This is a genomic window from Streptomyces swartbergensis (assembly GCF_002148965.1).
Classification (GTDB): Bacteria; Actinomycetota; Actinomycetes; order Streptomycetales; family Streptomycetaceae; genus Streptomyces; species Streptomyces swartbergensis.
Map to the genome: position 1 here is coordinate 1 of NZ_NGFN01000010.1, position 15,019 is coordinate 15,019.

The window sequence follows — 15,019 nt, forward strand, 5'->3', positions numbered from 1 at the left end:
GCCCAGAACGGCACCCGCCACCCCCACGAGGCGAACTGGCCTCGGACAGCGTCGCCGACAGCCCCAGCACCACACCGTTGGCGAGCAGGAACCCCAGCGCGGGCCCGACCTGCGGGAAGCTCGACCACAGCCCGCGCCGCCCGGCGGGCGCGTGCTCCACCGTCAGCAGCACCGCCCCGCCCCACTCCCCGCCGAGCCCCAGCCCCTGGAGGAAACGCAGCACCAGGAGCAGCAGGGGAGCGGCCACGCCGATCGTCTCGTACGTCGGCACGCAGCCGACCGCGACCGTGGCGGCACCGGTCAGCAGCAGGGAGGCGACGAGGACCGGCCGCCGCCCCCGCCGGTCCCCGATGTGCCCGAACAGCACCGACCCCAGCGGCCGCGCGAGGAAGCCCACGCCGAAGGTGGCGAAGGCGGCCAGTGTTCCCGCCACCGGCGAGAAGGTCGGGAAGAACAGCGGCCCCAGGATCAGGGCCGCCGCAGTGCCGTAGACGAAGAAGTCGTAGAACTCGATGGCCGTGCCGGCGAGCGAGGCGGCCGCGAGGCGCGGCATGGACGGGGCCTTTACAGTGCGTACGTCGTGCATGCCGCGTGAACTACCCACAGTGACAGCCGGTTACGGGGGGCGCGCGGAGGCCCCGGGGCACTCAGTAGGTGACCGTGATGCGCCGGGCCGGTCCGTCCACGCGCACGGTGCCGCCGTACGGGATCACCAACTGTGGATCGGTGTGCCCGAAGTCCACGTCGAAGACGATCGTGACGTCAGGGGCGTAGGCCCGCATGGCGCTCAGGACGGCCTGACGCTGGTCGGACGCGTGACGAGCGGCCTCCTCGGGGCTGTTGGGGTGCTCGAAGGACCAGGTCTTCGGGCGGCCCATGAGGAGGGCCGAGAAGCGCTGGAGCAGCCCGCGTTCACCCATGTTGCGCAGGGTGCGGAAGACCTCCGTGGCGCTCGGCATCTCCTCCGAGGTCTCCAGGAGCAGCACGCCTCCGTCGTACTCGGACAGGTCGTGCGCGATCTCGCGGTCAGCCATCAGCAGCCAGCCGATGATCTCCAGGCAGCCGCCCCAACTGCGGCCCTCGACCACCCGGTCGGCGTTGATCCACGTCCAGCCGGTCCCGGGCCGGGTCTCCGGCTCCGCGTCGAAGGTCGCCGGGTCCGCCCAGTCCCGGTCGATGTCACGCCACCGCTCGGCGGGCCGCAGCTCGTACGGGCCGGAGGTGAACAGGGCCGCGCGCAGGGACTCGGCGGTCTCGGGATGCATGGCCCCCGGGCGGCCCAGCTCGCACATCACACTCGCCCCGTGAAAGGCGACGATGCCGCTGTTGCGGAGGTAGGCGAGCAGGTTCGTGTTGTCGCTCATCCCGAAGAACGGCTTCGGATTCGCCCGGATCAACTCCCGGTCCAGCAGCGGCAGCACGGTGATCTGGTCGCCCCCGCCGATCGACGCGATGACCGCCTTGATGTCCGGGTCGGCGAAGGCCGCATGGATGTCGACGGCCCGCTCCTGGGGCGTGGAGCCCATCCTGCGGGTCGCCGGATACTCGACCGGCTCCAGCCCGTACTCCTTGCGCAGCCGCTCCAGGCCCAGCTCGTAGGGGCGCGGGAAGAGCCCCGGCAGGCCGGAGGAGGGTGAGAGCACGCCGATGCTGTCACCGGGGGACGGCTTGGGCGGGTAGGAGAGGCTCGTCATGCCGGGGAGGCTACGGCCCGGCGGGCTGTCGGCGCACCGTGATAAACCGGGTCCGAGCAGCGGTCCGCCACGGGCCGCCCGACCCCGAACGGACCGGAGGAACCGTGCCCCGCACCCTGGCCAACGCCCCGATCATGATCCTCAACGGCCCCAACCTGAACCTGCTCGGCCAGCGTCAGCCGGAGATCTACGGCTCCGACACCCTCGCCGACGTCGAGGCCCTGTGCGCCAAGGCGGCGGCCGCGCACGGCGGCACGGTCGACTTCCGCCAGTCCAACCACGAGGGCGAACTCGTGGACTGGATCCACGAGGCGCGGCTGAACCACTGCGGCATCGTGATCAATCCGGGGGCCTACTCGCACACCTCCGTCGCCATCCTGGACGCCCTCAACACCTGTGACGGCATGCCAGTGTTGGAAGTCCACATCTCCAACATCCACAAGCGTGAGTCGTTCCGGCACCACTCCTACGTCTCGCTGCGCGCCGACGGGGTCATCGCGGGCTGCGGCGTGCAGGGGTACGTGTTCGGCGTGGAGCGGGTCGCGGCGCTGGCCGGGGCGGGGCACGCCGACGCCTGATCCTTCTCGAACGCCCCGCTACAACGGTCGGCTACAACCGCCCCGCCTGCACGATCCGCCGCAGAAAGCGCCGCGTGCGTTCCTGCCGTGGTTCCCCGAAGACCTGCTCGGCGGTGCCGCGTTCCAGCACCACACCGCCCTCCAGGAAACACACCTGGTCGGCGACCTCCCGCGCGAAGCCCATCTCGTGCGTGGCGAGCACCATGGTCATGCCCTCGTCCTTCAGGCCGCGGACGACGGTGAGGACCTCGCCCACCAGCTCGGGATCGAGGGCGGCGGTGATCTCGTCGAGCAGCAGCAGCCGGGGCCGTACGGCCAGGGCACGGACGATCGCCGCCCGCTGCTGCTGGCCGCCGCTCAGCCGGTCCGGGTACTCGCCCGCCTTCCCGCCGAGCCCGAGCCGCTCCAGCAGTTCACGCGCGCGTGCCTCGGCCTCGGCTCGCGGCACACCGTGCACGCGGCGCGGCGCGAGCGTGATGTTCTCCAGGACCGTCAGGTGCGGGAAGAGGTTGTAGGCCTGGAAGACCACGCCGATCCGGCGGCGTACGGCGTCCTGGTCGACGCGTGGGTCGGTGATCTCCTCGTCGTCCAGCCAGATCGCCCCGTCGTCGATCTCCTCCAGCAGGTTCGCGCACCGCAGCAGCGTGGACTTGCCGGATCCGGATGCGCCGATCAGCGCGGTGACCGTGTGCGGGGCGACCTCCAGGTCGACGTCCCGCAGGACGACCGAACCGCCGAAGGACTTGCGGACGGACTCCATGCGCAGCACGGGCGCGTCGCTCATGTGGTTCCTCCCTGGGCCCGCCGGCGGTCCATCCGTGCCGTCACCCAGTCCGTGAAGCGGGTCATCGGAATCGTCAGCGCGACGAAGACCAGACCCGCGACGATGTACGGCGTGTAATTGAGGCTGCGGCCCACGATGATGTCGGCGGCCCGTACGGCGTCCACCGCACCGCCGATCGAGACCAGCCCGGTGTCCTTCTGGAGCGAGACCAGGTCGTTCAGCAGCGGCGGCACCTGTCGGCGCACCGCCTGGGGCAGCACCACGTACCGCAGCGCCTGCCGGTTGCCGAGTCCGAGCGAGCGGGCCGCGGCGCGCTGCGAGGGGTGCACGGACTCGATGCCGGCCCGGAAGACCTCGGCGACGTACGCCGAGTACGTCAGGGTGAGCGCGGTGCCGCCGAGGACCACCGGGTCGACGGTCACCCCTTGGAGCCGTAGTGCCGGCACGCCGAGGACCACGATCATCAGGTTGATGATCAGCGGCAGCCCCCGGAAGAAGTCGGTGTACGCGGCGGCCAGGACGCGCAGGGGGAAGAACACCGGGCCGCGCAGCGTACGGGCCACGGCGATCAGCATGCCGAGGACGAGCACGGCGGCCCCGCAGACCAGCAGCAGCCGGACGTTCAGCCACAGCCCTTCGAGGACCTTCGGGAACGCCTCCCGCGCGTACCCCCAGTCGAAGAAGGTCTCCTTGGTGCGCGGCCACCCGGGTGCGTTGACGACGACCAGGTAGACGACGGCTCCCGTGACGAGGGTCGAGAGCGCGCCGATCGCCGTGGCGCGCCGGGCGCGGGCGCGCTTGTAGCGCTCACGGTCCAGACGCCGCTGCGACGGGACATAACCGTCGTGCTCGCCGGAGCCCTCGGTGAGCTCCTCCTTCACCGTCACTTGAGCACCGGAGCGTCGACGGCGTCCGACAGCCACTGCTTCTCGATCCTCGCCAGCGTGCCGTCCTCGCGCAGCGCGTCCACGGCCCGTGACACGCAGGAGGTGAGCGCGCTGCCCTTGTCGAGGACGAGACCGAACTGTTCCGGCGTACCGCCCTGGTTCTCGAACTGGCCGACGATCGTCGCGTCCGTGATCTCGGCCCCGGTGATGTAGAAGGCGGTCGGCAGGTCCACGACGATGGCGTCGACCTGGCCGTTCTTCAGCGCGGACTTGGCCTGGTCGTTCTTGGCGAACACGGCGGCCGCCCGCGTGGGCCGCACCACGTCGTCGATGTAGTCGAGGCTGGTGGTGCCGACCTGGGCGCCCAGCTTCACGTCCTTGAGGTCCGCGACGCTCTTCACCTTCGCCGCCTTGGAGCCCTTCAGGGCGACGACGGCCTGGCGCACGTCGTAGTAGCCGGACGAGAAGTCCACGGCCTTCTTGCGCTCGTCGCTGATGGACACCTGGTTGATGTCGAAGTCGAAGCTCTTCTCGCCGGGCGCGAAGGCCTTGTTGAACGGGACGGTCTGCCAGACGACCTTGTCCTTGCCATAGCCGAGATGCCGGGCGACGGCGTACGCGACCGCCGACTCGAAGCCCTTGCCGCTCGCTGGGTCGTCGTCCTTGAACCACGGCTCGTAGGCGGGTTCGTCGGTGGCGATCGTCAGCTTGTCCGCGGTCCAGGTGGCCAACTTGCCCTTCTCGCACGTCTTTCCGGCCGAGGACGTGCCGCCCGCCGGCTCCTCCGGCTGCGGCGCACAGCCGACGGCGGTGGCGAGCAAGGCGGCGGTGACGGCGGCGGCGCGGCGCAGGGCACGCGGGGCAGGATGCATGGCGCGAGATTGGCAGCCGCCGGTCCCGTTTGTCGAGGTCACGACGGAACGTGCTCACATCGTGGGAGCGGGTGTTGCGTTCTTGTGAACACTCCCTGACCCGCGTCGAGTTCGGCGGTCGCCGGGGCCGCCGGTCGAGGGCGGGGATCGACAGACCGGCGGCCCGTCCGCCCAGGAGCTGTCATCCTGCGCGGGGCTGCTACCAGTTGACTGCGCAACTACGTGCAGGGGGAGCGTACGTACGACACCGGCGTGTGCGAACGATTCACACGGGGCGCGTACGCGGCCCACTGCTCCACACGCATGCGCCGTGAGCGGCCCCGCGCGTGCGCCCCGCGCGGCCCCTCACCACCCGCGCGCGTGCCACTCCGGCAGATGCGGGCGTTCCGCGCCCAGCGTCGTGTCGTTGCCGTGTCCCGGGTAGACCCATGTCTCGTCCGGGAGCACGTCGAAGATCTTGGTCTCCACATCGTGGATGAGGCTGGCGAACGCCTTGGGGTCCTTGTGGGTGTTGCCCACACCGCCGGGGAAGAGGCAGTCCCCGGTGAACACATGGGGGTGCCCGTGCGGGTCGTCGTAGACGAGGGCGATCGAACCGGGCGTGTGCCCGACCAGGTGGCGCGCGGTGAGCTCCACGCGCCCCACCCGGATGGTGTCGCCGTCGTCGACCAGCACGTCGGTCCGCACCGGGATGCCGTCGGCGTCCTCCCGGCCCGCGTACGTGCGGGCGCCGGTGGCCGCCACGACCTCGGCGAGGGCCTGCCAGTGATCGCCGTGCTGGTGGGTCGTGACGACGGACGCGATGCCGTCGTCACCGATCATGCCGAGCAGTGTCTGCGCCTCGTTCGCGGCGTCGATCAGCAACTGCTCGTCCGTGGCCCGGCAGCGCAGCAGATAGGCGTTGTTGTTCATGGGACCGACCGCGATCTTGGTGATCATCAGGTCCTTGAGCTCGTGCACGTCGGCAGGCCCGCCGACCGTCACCTGTCCGCTGTACGTCATGTCCGCCAGCCTATAGCGGGGGAGTGGCCCGGGCCCTACAGCGGGGGCAGCACGGGAAGCGGGCCGCCGTCCACCGTCAGCGCGGCTCCGGTGCGGCGGCCGGCGAGCCAGCCCAGCAGGTCCGCCGGGGAACCGGTGACGGTCACCTCGGGCCCGTCGTCCGTCTCCCGTCCCGTGCTCCACGCGCGCGTGCCGTCCGTGAGGCGCGTGGGCGGTACGTCGGGACGGCCGGCGAACCGGTCGGCCAAGAAGGCGATCTCCCGCTCGGTGAACTCCGCCGGCAGATCCTCCAGCTCGTACCCGATCCCCAGGTCCACATGGTGCAGCTCCACCTCCACCCACCGCCGGAACGGCACCCGCGACGCGGAGTCCGTGACCCCGTTGCGCAGCTCCACCGTGCGCGACCAGTCCGCGGGAGCGGCCCCGGCCTCCTGGAACCGGGCCGCGCTCTCGCGCAGGTCGGCGAGCTGGACGTCGAGGGGGCGCGGGGCGTCCCGCTCGATGTCGGCGTCCCGGGCCTCGCCGGAGACATACATGGGCCGGCCTTCCAGGACGTTCACGAGGGCGTCGGCGTTGCGGGCGAGGTGGGCCAGCACGTGGCCACGGGTCCAGCCGGGAAGCCGTGACGGCTGCGTCACAGAGACGTTGTCCAGTTTGCCGACTGCGATGAGCAGCCGTTTCGTAGCGGCATGTACACACGCCAGGTCATGACCGTGATCAATCATGGTGCTGACCCTAATCCCGCCACACCTTCGGGTGAAGGTGGTGAACCAGTGCCGGTAATCGAAAGCACGTGCTATATGGTCGGGCGTGACGTCGGGCATGCTGGAAAGCCGGGGTTTGTTGGCAACCCGTGAATCCGACCGGCGTTGTCAGTGGCTCCCTCTAGTCTGAGAAAGCACGGGGGCCCCGCCCCTGTCACTTCTCTCAAGAAAGGTGCGGACCGGCGTGGCCGACCGTCTCATCGTTCGTGGAGCGCGCGAGCACAATCTCAAGAACGTCTCGCTCGACCTCCCGCGCGACTCGCTCATCGTCTTCACGGGCCTGTCGGGGTCGGGCAAGTCCTCGCTGGCCTTCGACACCATCTTCGCCGAGGGACAGCGGCGCTACGTGGAGTCGCTCTCCTCGTACGCCCGGCAGTTCCTCGGCCAGATGGACAAGCCGGACGTCGACTTCATCGAGGGCCTGTCCCCGGCCGTCTCCATCGACCAGAAGTCGACCTCGCGCAACCCGCGCTCCACGGTCGGCACCATCACCGAGGTCTACGACTACCTGCGTCTGCTCTTCGCACGCATCGGCAAGCCGCACTGCCCCGAGTGCGGCCGCCCGATCTCGCGCCAGTCGCCGCAGGCCATCGTCGACAAGGTCCTGGAGCTGCCCGAGGGCAGCCGCTTCCAGGTGCTGTCGCCGCTGGTGCGCGAGCGCAAGGGCGAGTTCGTCGACCTCTTCGCCGACCTCCAGACCAAGGGCTACTCCCGCGCGCGGGTGGACGGCGAGACCATCCAGCTGTCGAACCCGCCCACGCTGAAGAAGCAGGAGAAGCACACCATCGAGGTGGTCGTCGACCGCCTCACGGTCAAGGAAGGCGCCAAGCGCCGTCTCACCGACTCCGTCGAGACCGCCCTCGGCCTGTCCGGCGGCATGGTCGTGCTCGACTTCGTCGACCTCCCCGAGGGCGACCCCGAGCGCGAGCGCATGTACTCGGAGCATCTGTACTGCGCGTACGACGACCTGTCCTTCGAGGAGCTGGAGCCGCGCTCCTTCTCCTTCAACTCGCCCTTCGGCGCCTGCCCGGACTGCTCCGGCATCGGCACGCGCATGGAGGTCGACGCGGAGCTCATCGTCCCGGACCCGGACAAGAGCCTCGACGAGGGTGCCATCCACCCCTGGTCGCACGGCCACACCAAGGACTACTTCGGCCGCCTGATCGGCGCACTCGCCGACGCCCTGGGCTTCCGGACGGACATCCCCTTCGGGGGCCTCCCGCAGCGTGCCAAGAAGGCCCTCCTCCACGGCCACAAGACCCAGGTCGAGGTCCGCTACCGCAACCGCTACGGGCGCGAGCGCCGGTACACCACGGCCTTCGAGGGCGCCGTCCCGTTCGTCAAGCGCAGGCACAGCGAGGCCGAGAGCGACGCCAGCCGTGAGCGCTTCGAGGGCTACATGCGCGAGGTGCCCTGCCCGACCTGTGAGGGCACGCGCCTGAAGCCGATCGTCCTCGCCGTCACGATCATGGACAAGTCCATCGCGGAGGTCTCCGCGATGTCGATCAGCGACTGCGCGGACTTCCTCAGGGAGCTGAAGCTCAGCGCCCGCGACAAGAAGATCGCCGAGCGCGTCCTGAAGGAGGTCAACGAGCGGCTGCGGTTCCTCGTCGACGTGGGCCTGGACTACCTCTCGCTGAACCGCGCGGCCGGCACCCTCTCCGGCGGCGAGGCCCAGCGCATCCGCCTGGCCACCCAGATCGGCTCCGGCCTCGTCGGCGTGCTGTACGTGCTCGACGAGCCGTCCATCGGCCTGCACCAGCGCGACAACCACCGGCTGATCGAGACCCTGGTCCGGCTGCGCGACATGGGCAACACGCTCATCGTCGTCGAGCACGACGAGGACACCATCAAGACCGCCGACTGGATCGTCGACATCGGCCCCGGCGCCGGTGAGCACGGCGGCAAGGTCGTGCACAGCGGCTCCCTGAAGGAGCTGCTCGCCAACGCCGAGTCGCAGACCGGTCAGTACCTGTCCGGCAAGAAGGCCATCCCGCTGCCCGACATCCGGCGCCCGGTCGACCCGTCCCGGCAGCTCACGGTGCACGGCGCCCGGGAGAACAACCTCCAGGACATCGACGTCTCGTTCCCGCTGGGCGTGTTCACCGCCGTCACCGGCGTGTCCGGCTCCGGCAAGTCGACCCTGGTCAACGACATCCTGTACACACACCTGGCCCGCGAACTGAACGGCGCGAGGAACGTACCCGGGCGGCACACGCGCGTGGACGGCGACGACCTCGTCGACAAGGTCGTGCACGTCGACCAGTCGCCCATCGGCCGCACCCCGCGCTCCAACCCGGCCACGTACACCGGCGTCTTCGACCACATCCGCAAGCTGTTCGCCGAGACCACCGAGGCGAAGGTCCGCGGCTACATGCCGGGCCGCTTCTCCTTCAACGTCAAGGGCGGACGCTGCGAGAACTGTGCGGGCGACGGCACCATCAAGATCGAGATGAACTTCCTCCCGGACGTCTACGTCCCGTGCGAGGTCTGCCACGGCGCCCGGTACAACCGGGAGACCCTGGAGGTCCACTACAAGGGCAAGTCCATCGCCGACGTCCTGAACATGCCGATCGAGGAGGCCACGGAGTTCTTCGAGGCGGTCCCCGCGATCTCCCGCCACATGAAGACCCTCAAGGACGTAGGCCTCGGCTACGTCCGGCTCGGCCAGTCCGCGACCACCCTGTCCGGCGGTGAGGCCCAGCGCGTCAAGCTCGCCAGCGAGCTCCAGCGCCGCTCCACCGGCCGCACGGTCTACGTCCTGGACGAGCCGACCACCGGTCTGCACTTCGAGGACATCAGCAAGCTGCTGACGGTCCTGTCCGGACTGGTCGACAAGGGCAACACGGTCATCGTCATCGAGCACAACCTCGACGTGATCAAGACCGCCGACTGGGTCGTCGACATGGGCCCCGAAGGCGGCGCCGGCGGCGGCCTGGTCGTCGCCGAGGGCACGCCCGAGGAGGTCGCCGCGGTCCCGGCCAGCCACACCGGCAAGTTCCTGCGCGAGGTCCTCGGCGCCGACCGGATCAGCGACGCGTCCTCGGTGAAGGCCCCGCGCAGGACGGCGGCGAAGAAGACGGTCCCGGCCCAGACCAGGGCGACCAGGACGGTCAACAGCACCGCGGCCAAGAAGACAGCCGCGAAGTCCACGAAGGCCGCGGCGAAGAAGACGACGCGGACGACCAGGGGCTGACCGACACAAGGGCTGACCGGCCAAGGGCTGACGGCTCCCGCAGACGCGCCGTGCCCCACAGGAACTCCCTGTGGGGCACGGCGCGTCGTGGTGCGGTCAGGCGTTCTTCGGCTCCACGAACTGCATGTCGAGCTGGATCTTCACCACGTCCCCGAGCAGACCGGGGGCGAAGTCGAGCCCGAACTCGCCGCGCCGGATCTCGCCCGTCGCCTCGAACCCGGCATGCCGGCTGCCGTCCATGGGCACGTCGACCAGCCCGCCGAACTCCACGGCGAGCGTCACCGGGCGGGTCACCTCGCCGATGGTCAGCTCGCCCTCCATCGTCCAGTCCTCCCCCTCCCCGGACACCCGCGTCGAGCGGTACGTCATCGTCGGGCGCTTCTCGACGTCGAGCAGGTCGGAGGCGCGTACATGCGCGTCCCGGTCGGCGTTGCCGGTGTCGATCGAGGCCAGATCGACGGTCGCGGAGACCCGCACGTCCTCGACGCGTTCCCCGACGAACAGTTCGGCCTCCAACCGCTCGAAGCGCCCCCGCACCTTGGCGATGCCCAGGTGACGGACGGTGAAGTTCACGGAGGAGTGGAACGGGTCGAGGGCCCAGTGGCCCGGGGCCAGCGGCAGGGCGGTGGTGGCGGTGTCATTCGTCATGCCCTCCACCCTGAAGGCCGCGCGCGCCCTGAGGGAGACCGGCCCGAGCCTGGTAGTGACGGGGCCACCCTCCGCGCCCGCGGGCGCTGTACGTTCGGCGGGTGAGCGACAACGAGTTGGGCACGTTCCTGCGCACCTGGCGCGAAGCCGTCACCCCGGCCGAGGCGGGCTTGCCCGCCGGCCCCCGGCGCCGCACCCCGGGCCTGCGGCGCGCCGAGCTGGCCACCCTCGCGGACATCAGCGTCGAGTACCTCACCCGGCTGGAACAGGGACGTGACCGCAACCCCTCGGCCCAGGTGCTCGGCGCCCTCGCCGACGCCCTGAACCTGTCTCTGGCCGACCGGATGCTGCTGCGCCGCCTGACCAAGGAGGCCGACGGCGGCGACCCGCTGATCTGCGCGGCGGCCCCGTCGCTCAGCCACACGGCGCGCCCCACCGTACGGGCCGTGCTGGACCACCTGGAACCGGCTCCCGCACTGGTGGTCAACTGGATCGGCGACGTCCTCGCCCACACGGCCGGTTACGAACGCCTGGTCGGCCCCCTCGGCCTGCTCGATGACGAGCGCCCCAACCTGCTGCGGTACCTGTTCACCGACGAGCGGGCCCGCGGCGCCTACCGCGACTGGGACCGGGTGGCCGACGACCTCGTCGCCCGGCTCCGGCACGGCGTCCCCTTGCGGGACCCGCACCTCGCCGAGCTGGCCGACGAGCTGACGGTGACGGCCGGGGCGGACTTCGCCGACCGGTTCGCCGACCTGGCCGCGGCACCGCGGCGGACGGGCTCCCAGCACATCGAGCACCCGGAGGCCGGATCGCTGCGACTGCTGCACGAGACGCTCGCGCTGCCCGACGAAGGCCAGCGCGTGATGGTGTACTTGCCCGCGGACGACGCCACGGCCACCGCCCTGGACCGCCTCAACGGCCGTCGCCCCGGCGCGCTGCGGGCCGTGGGGGAGGCCGGCTGAGCGACGCGCACGGGGCGCGTTCCCCGTCGTCCGCCCTGATCGCGGGAGGCGTCAGCCCTTCAGCTCGTGCGCGTACGGCGGTTCCGCACCGGCCCGGGAACAGGTGACCGCCGCCGCACGGGCCGCGAAGCCCAGCAGCCCCGTCCAGCCGTCGGGCCCCAGCGCGGCCAGCGCCCGCGCACTGAGCGCGTCACGTGCCGCGAGCCCGTGCAGCAGCGCCGCGTTCACCGTGTCGCCCGCGCCGATCGTGTCCACGACCTCCACCCGCTCGCCCGGGACCGAGTACTCGCCGCCGGCGGTGAAGGCGGTCAGCCCGTCGCTGCCCCGGGTGATCACGACCGCCGCCGGGCCAGCCGCCAGCCACTCCTGGGGCGTGCCGCCGAGCCACTGGGCGTCCTCCTCGGACAGCTTCAGCAGCGACACCGACGGCAGCCAGCTCTTGAACCGCGCCCGATAGGCGTCCGCGTCCGGGATCAGCCCGGCCCTGACGTTCGGGTCCAGCGCGGTGAAGACGCCCTGCGCGGCCGCCGCACGCATCAGCTCCTCATAGGCGCTCGCCCCCGGCTCCAGCACCAGCGAGCAGGTCCCGAAGGAGACGGCCCGGGTGCCGGGCGGCAGCGCGGCGGGCGCCGTGAACAGCCGGTCCGCCGACCCGTCGACGTAGAAGGAGTACGCCGCCGAGCCGTCCGCGCCGACCGTGGCGACGGCCAGGGTCGTGGGCTCGGCGCCGCGCTGCACCGACGAGACGTCCACCCCGGTCTCCCGCAGCCGGTCCAGCAGGGCCTCCCCGAAGGCGTCGTACGACACCCGGGAGCAGAAGGCGGCGGGGGAGCCGAGACGGCCCAGCGCCACCGCCGTGTTGTACGGGCCGCCGCCGAGCGCCGGCTGGAGTGCCGCCAGGGCACCCGTGCCCCGCGGTACCAGGTCGATCAGTGCCTCACCGGCGACGACGATCATGCGACGGTTCCTCTCTCGGACTGCGCGGACTGCTCAGGCTGCTCGAGCCGCACGGACTGCCCCGGCTCCTCGGGGCAGCCGCACGACGTGCGGTGGACGAAGGTGCAGGGGAGCCGCACGGTCCGGGCGGGCCGGTCCGGCTCGGCGAGACGTTCCAGGAGCACGCGTACGGCCCGGGCGCCGATGTCCCTGCTGGGCTGCGCGACGGCGGTGAGCCGGGGCGAGAACAGGTCCGCCCAGGCGAAGTCGTCGAAGCAGCACAGCGCGATGTCGCCGGGCACGGACAGCCCCTGTGCGCGCAGCCCCCGCAGCGCTCCGATGGTCATCGCGTTGTTGCCGGCGACCAGCGCGGTGGGCGGCACGGCGAGGGACAGCAGGGCGGCGGTGGCCTGTTCGGCGCCGGCCGACTCCGAGTCGCCGTGCACCAGGAGCCGTTCGTCGTACGGCAGCCCCGCGAACGCGAGGCCGGTCCGGTAGCCGGTGATCCGCTCGCTCGTGGTGCTGAGCCCCGGCCGTCCCGCCACCAGCCCGATCCGCCGGTGACCGAGACCGGCGAGGTGGGTGACCAGCCGGGACGTCGGTTCGGCGTTGTCGGCGCAGACCTGGTCGAAGCGCGATCCGCCGTCCGGGGCGTCCACGAGCCGGTCGAGGAACACGGCCGGTACGTCGTGCCGCCCCAGGTAGGCGAGCAGTCCGCGCGGATCCGCGGAGGGCGCGACGATCATGCCGTCCACCCGGCGTTCGTGCAGCAGCTGGACGACCTTGCGCTCGTGCTCCGGGTCGTCGTGCGGATCGGCGATCAGGAGGCTGTAGCCGTGCTCCAGGGCTGCCGCCTCGACGCCCTGGAGGATCTCCGTGAAGTACGGGTTGCTGATCGCCGACACCGCCAGCCCGATGGACCGGGTGCGGGCGGTCACCAGGGAGCGCGCCAGCGTGTTCGTGGTGTAGCCCAGCTCCTCCACGGCGTCCAGGACCGCCTGGCGGGTGTGCGGCAGCACCGGCCGGGTGCCGTTCAGGACGTGCGAGACGGTCGCCACGGAGACACCGGCGCTCCGTGCGACATCGGCCATGGTCGCCATGGCGTTCCCTCCGCCTTCCCGTCCGTCTTCCGGTGCGCCGTCCGACGCCCCACGGCCGGGACGGTATCGCATCCGATGCCGGACGTAAACGCTTGCGCAAGCGTTTACGTCCCACCGCGGCCACGAGCCGGAAACGGTCCCGCCGACGCTCCGGCGGCGGGCGAGGCGATGTTCGCGTTACTCCCAGTCCCAGCCGATCCCCAGGAACCCGGTCCGCACCCGCGGCTCGACCAGGTGCACCGACCGGTGCCGTCCGCTCAGTGCCAGGTCCTGGCAGCCGGTGCGCGGGGCGACCGCCGAGTGCTGGGCGAAACGGTGGCAGCGCACGGGCAGGGCCGCCGCGTCGAAGCACACCTGGAGCGCGTACTGGCCGCCGGGGGAGTCGAAGCCGCGGAGGTACTCGTGTGACACACCCGCCGTGCCGTCCTCGACGCCGAAGCGGAACAGGAACGTGTCGCCCGCCCGCAGCCGGGTGTCGAAGAGCAGCTCGGCCGCGAGCAGACCCGTGTCGTCATGCCAACGGACGCGTCCTGTACGGCAGTTCTCCAGCGCGTGCACCCTCATGCGCTCCGGTACGGCCCCCCGGTCGCCGTGGTGGACGGCCACGAAGCGGTCGACACCGTCACGGTGGGCGCGCACGATGTGGTGCGACTCCCGCTCGGCCAGCTCGCGCCGGGCTCCTATCCGCAGCCGCTCGTGGTGGCCGAGGGTGTGCAGACCGCCGTCCGGCGGGCAGTCCAGCCCGGCAAGCAATTGGTCCAGGACCCCGGAGGCCTCGACGAGGGAGCGGTAGGAGCGGGCCGCGGACCGCTGCCCGGACGCGCCTTCGCCGGACTCGGCGAGCAGCCGGATCAGCGACTCCTCGGGGAGCTCCAGGATCTCCTCCAGCGCGCGCACGGCCCGCAGCGACTCGGGGCGCTGCGGGCGCCTGGCCCCCTGCTGCCAGTAACTCAGGCTCGTCACGCCGACCTTCACCCCGTGGCGGGAAAGATGGTGCTGCACGCGTTGCAGCGGCAGCCCGCGGGCGGCTATCGCGGCACGCAGGGCGACGTGGAAGGGGCCGCCTCGCAGAACCGAGTCCAGTTCCGCGGTGGCGACGTCCGCGTGCTGTGGGGCGTGCGGCATGCAGGGGCCTCTCTGTGAGTCGGCGACGGCTGGTCAGACCGTTCGCGCGGGCCGCCCGGGACCGTCCCGCCGGCGCAGGGGAGGTCTTCACATCCGTACGCCGTCGTTCAGGGCCCCGAGTTCCCCCGCATTGAAGCGTGTTGACCTGGTCCCGACAACACCTGATGCCGGACAGTGACGTACTCCAGGCCGGGCCGATCCGGACATGCGAACGCCCGGGGCGTAGACACCCCGGGCGTTCTCCGCTGCCGGCGCACCCGGCCTCCGCCGAGGCCGGCCCTCCGTCTAGGAGCGGTCGCTTCCGCCCCGTTCCTCGACGGCCAGGCGCTTGGCCCGCACTATGTCGGGGTCGCGCGGGTCGAGGGCGTCGTGCAGCGCGAACGGCTCGTCCGCGTACCGGCGGGCACGGACGGCCCGCCGGGTTTTCTCGATCCGCATCCGCTTCATCTGCGCAGCCCTCCGACCCGT

At 71.3% G+C, this 15,019-nt stretch carries 14 protein-coding genes and 1 pseudogene; 3 read left to right on the forward strand and 12 right to left on the reverse strand.

Features of this window, described 5'->3' with window-relative positions:
• Positions 1–586: pseudogene (locus tag CA983_RS03235) on the reverse strand (MFS transporter); the annotation flags it as partial.
• A 61-nt stretch (positions 587–647) separates the two neighbouring features.
• Positions 648–1,694: a S66 family peptidase gene (locus CA983_RS03240; protein WP_086599348.1), complete on the reverse strand. Its 1,047-nt coding sequence runs from the start codon at positions 1,692–1,694 to the stop codon at positions 648–650.
• Positions 1,695–1,798: 104 nt separating this feature from the next.
• Between CA983_RS03240 and aroQ the strand changes: the two genes are divergently transcribed.
• Entirely contained in the window at positions 1,799–2,272 is a 474-nt protein-coding gene (aroQ, locus tag CA983_RS03245) for a type II 3-dehydroquinate dehydratase (protein WP_086599349.1), read from the forward strand.
• A 31-nt stretch (positions 2,273–2,303) separates the two neighbouring features.
• Here the strand turns inward: aroQ and CA983_RS03250 are convergent, their stop codons facing one another.
• The 5 genes from CA983_RS03250 to CA983_RS03270 form a co-directional block, all read right to left on the reverse strand.
• Entirely contained in the window at positions 2,304–3,056 is a 753-nt protein-coding gene (locus tag CA983_RS03250) for an amino acid ABC transporter ATP-binding protein (RefSeq protein WP_086599350.1), read from the reverse strand.
• Positions 3,053–3,943, reverse strand: coding sequence for an amino acid ABC transporter permease (locus tag CA983_RS03255; protein ID WP_086599351.1), 891 nt, complete (start codon positions 3,941–3,943; stop codon positions 3,053–3,055). Before CA983_RS03255 ends, CA983_RS03250 begins: the two co-directional genes overlap by 4 nt.
• Entirely contained in the window at positions 3,940–4,815 is an 876-nt protein-coding gene (locus CA983_RS03260) for an ABC transporter substrate-binding protein (protein ID WP_086599352.1), read from the reverse strand. Before CA983_RS03260 ends, CA983_RS03255 begins: the two co-directional genes overlap by 4 nt.
• Before the next feature lie 345 nt (positions 4,816–5,160).
• Positions 5,161–5,817 carry an MBL fold metallo-hydrolase gene (locus tag CA983_RS03265; RefSeq protein ID WP_086599353.1) on the reverse strand — a complete coding sequence of 219 codons (657 nt, stop codon included), beginning with the start codon at positions 5,815–5,817 and terminating at the stop codon, positions 5,161–5,163.
• Between the two features lie 35 nt (positions 5,818–5,852).
• Complete coding sequence (locus CA983_RS03270) at positions 5,853–6,542, reverse strand: maleylpyruvate isomerase family mycothiol-dependent enzyme (protein ID WP_086599354.1); 690 nt, start codon at positions 6,540–6,542, stop codon at positions 5,853–5,855.
• Between the two features lie 223 nt (positions 6,543–6,765).
• Here CA983_RS03270 and uvrA point away from each other — a divergent pair, with 223 nt between their 5' ends.
• Positions 6,766–9,777 carry an excinuclease ABC subunit UvrA gene (gene uvrA, locus CA983_RS03275; protein ID WP_086599355.1) on the forward strand — a complete coding sequence of 1,004 codons (3,012 nt, stop codon included), beginning with the start codon at positions 6,766–6,768 and terminating at the stop codon, positions 9,775–9,777.
• Positions 9,778–9,873: 96 nt separating this feature from the next.
• On the opposite strand, the gene CA983_RS03280 is transcribed toward uvrA, so the two are convergent.
• On the reverse strand, positions 9,874–10,425 hold the full coding sequence (locus tag CA983_RS03280; RefSeq protein WP_086599356.1) for a YceI family protein: 552 nt from the start codon (positions 10,423–10,425) through the stop codon (positions 9,874–9,876).
• 101 nt (positions 10,426–10,526) lie between these two features.
• On the opposite strand from CA983_RS03280, the gene CA983_RS03285 reads away from it, so the two are divergent.
• A complete protein-coding gene (locus tag CA983_RS03285; RefSeq protein WP_086599357.1) occupies positions 10,527–11,390 on the forward strand; it encodes a helix-turn-helix domain-containing protein in 864 nt (287 codons plus the stop codon).
• Between the two features lie 51 nt (positions 11,391–11,441).
• Here the strand turns inward: CA983_RS03285 and CA983_RS03290 are convergent, their stop codons facing one another.
• The 4 genes from CA983_RS03290 to CA983_RS46590 form a co-directional block, all read right to left on the reverse strand.
• Positions 11,442–12,347 carry a carbohydrate kinase family protein gene (locus CA983_RS03290; RefSeq protein ID WP_086599358.1) on the reverse strand — a complete coding sequence of 302 codons (906 nt, stop codon included), beginning with the start codon at positions 12,345–12,347 and terminating at the stop codon, positions 11,442–11,444.
• The gene (locus CA983_RS03295; protein WP_086599359.1) at positions 12,344–13,426 is read right to left on the reverse strand and encodes a LacI family DNA-binding transcriptional regulator; all 1,083 of its coding nucleotides are present in this window, start codon (positions 13,424–13,426) and stop codon (positions 12,344–12,346) included. Before CA983_RS03295 ends, CA983_RS03290 begins: the two co-directional genes overlap by 4 nt.
• Before the next feature lie 177 nt (positions 13,427–13,603).
• Positions 13,604–14,551 (reverse strand): hypothetical protein, encoded by a 948-nt coding sequence (locus CA983_RS03300; protein ID WP_086599360.1) that lies wholly within the window; start codon positions 14,549–14,551, stop codon positions 13,604–13,606.
• Between the two features lie 285 nt (positions 14,552–14,836).
• A complete protein-coding gene (locus CA983_RS46590; protein ID WP_162501109.1) occupies positions 14,837–14,989 on the reverse strand; it encodes a hypothetical protein in 153 nt (50 codons plus the stop codon).
• Positions 14,990–15,019: the final 30 nt, after the last annotated feature.

What these genes read in the sequence shown, in the direction of transcription:
- CA983_RS03300 (WP_086599360.1), bottom strand. Translation starts at nt 14,551, where the DNA reads ATGCCGCACGCCCCACAGCACGCGGACGTCGCCACCGCGGAACTGGAC.
- CA983_RS03295 (WP_086599359.1), bottom strand. Translation starts at nt 13,426, where the DNA reads ATGGCGACCATGGCCGATGTCGCACGGAGCGCCGGTGTCTCCGTGGCG.
- CA983_RS03280 (WP_086599356.1), bottom strand. Translation starts at nt 10,425, where the DNA reads ATGACGAATGACACCGCCACCACCGCCCTGCCGCTGGCCCCGGGCCAC.
- CA983_RS46590 (WP_162501109.1), bottom strand. Translation starts at nt 14,989, where the DNA reads ATGCGGATCGAGAAAACCCGGCGGGCCGTCCGTGCCCGCCGGTACGCG.
- CA983_RS03260 (WP_086599352.1), bottom strand. Translation starts at nt 4,815, where the DNA reads ATGCATCCTGCCCCGCGTGCCCTGCGCCGCGCCGCCGCCGTCACCGCC.
- CA983_RS03250 (WP_086599350.1), bottom strand. Translation starts at nt 3,056, where the DNA reads ATGAGCGACGCGCCCGTGCTGCGCATGGAGTCCGTCCGCAAGTCCTTC.
- CA983_RS03270 (WP_086599354.1), bottom strand. Translation starts at nt 6,542, where the DNA reads ATGATTGATCACGGTCATGACCTGGCGTGTGTACATGCCGCTACGAAA.
- CA983_RS03290 (WP_086599358.1), bottom strand. Translation starts at nt 12,347, where the DNA reads ATGATCGTCGTCGCCGGTGAGGCACTGATCGACCTGGTACCGCGGGGC.
- CA983_RS03240 (WP_086599348.1), bottom strand. Translation starts at nt 1,694, where the DNA reads ATGACGAGCCTCTCCTACCCGCCCAAGCCGTCCCCCGGTGACAGCATC.
- CA983_RS03265 (WP_086599353.1), bottom strand. Translation starts at nt 5,817, where the DNA reads ATGACGTACAGCGGACAGGTGACGGTCGGCGGGCCTGCCGACGTGCAC.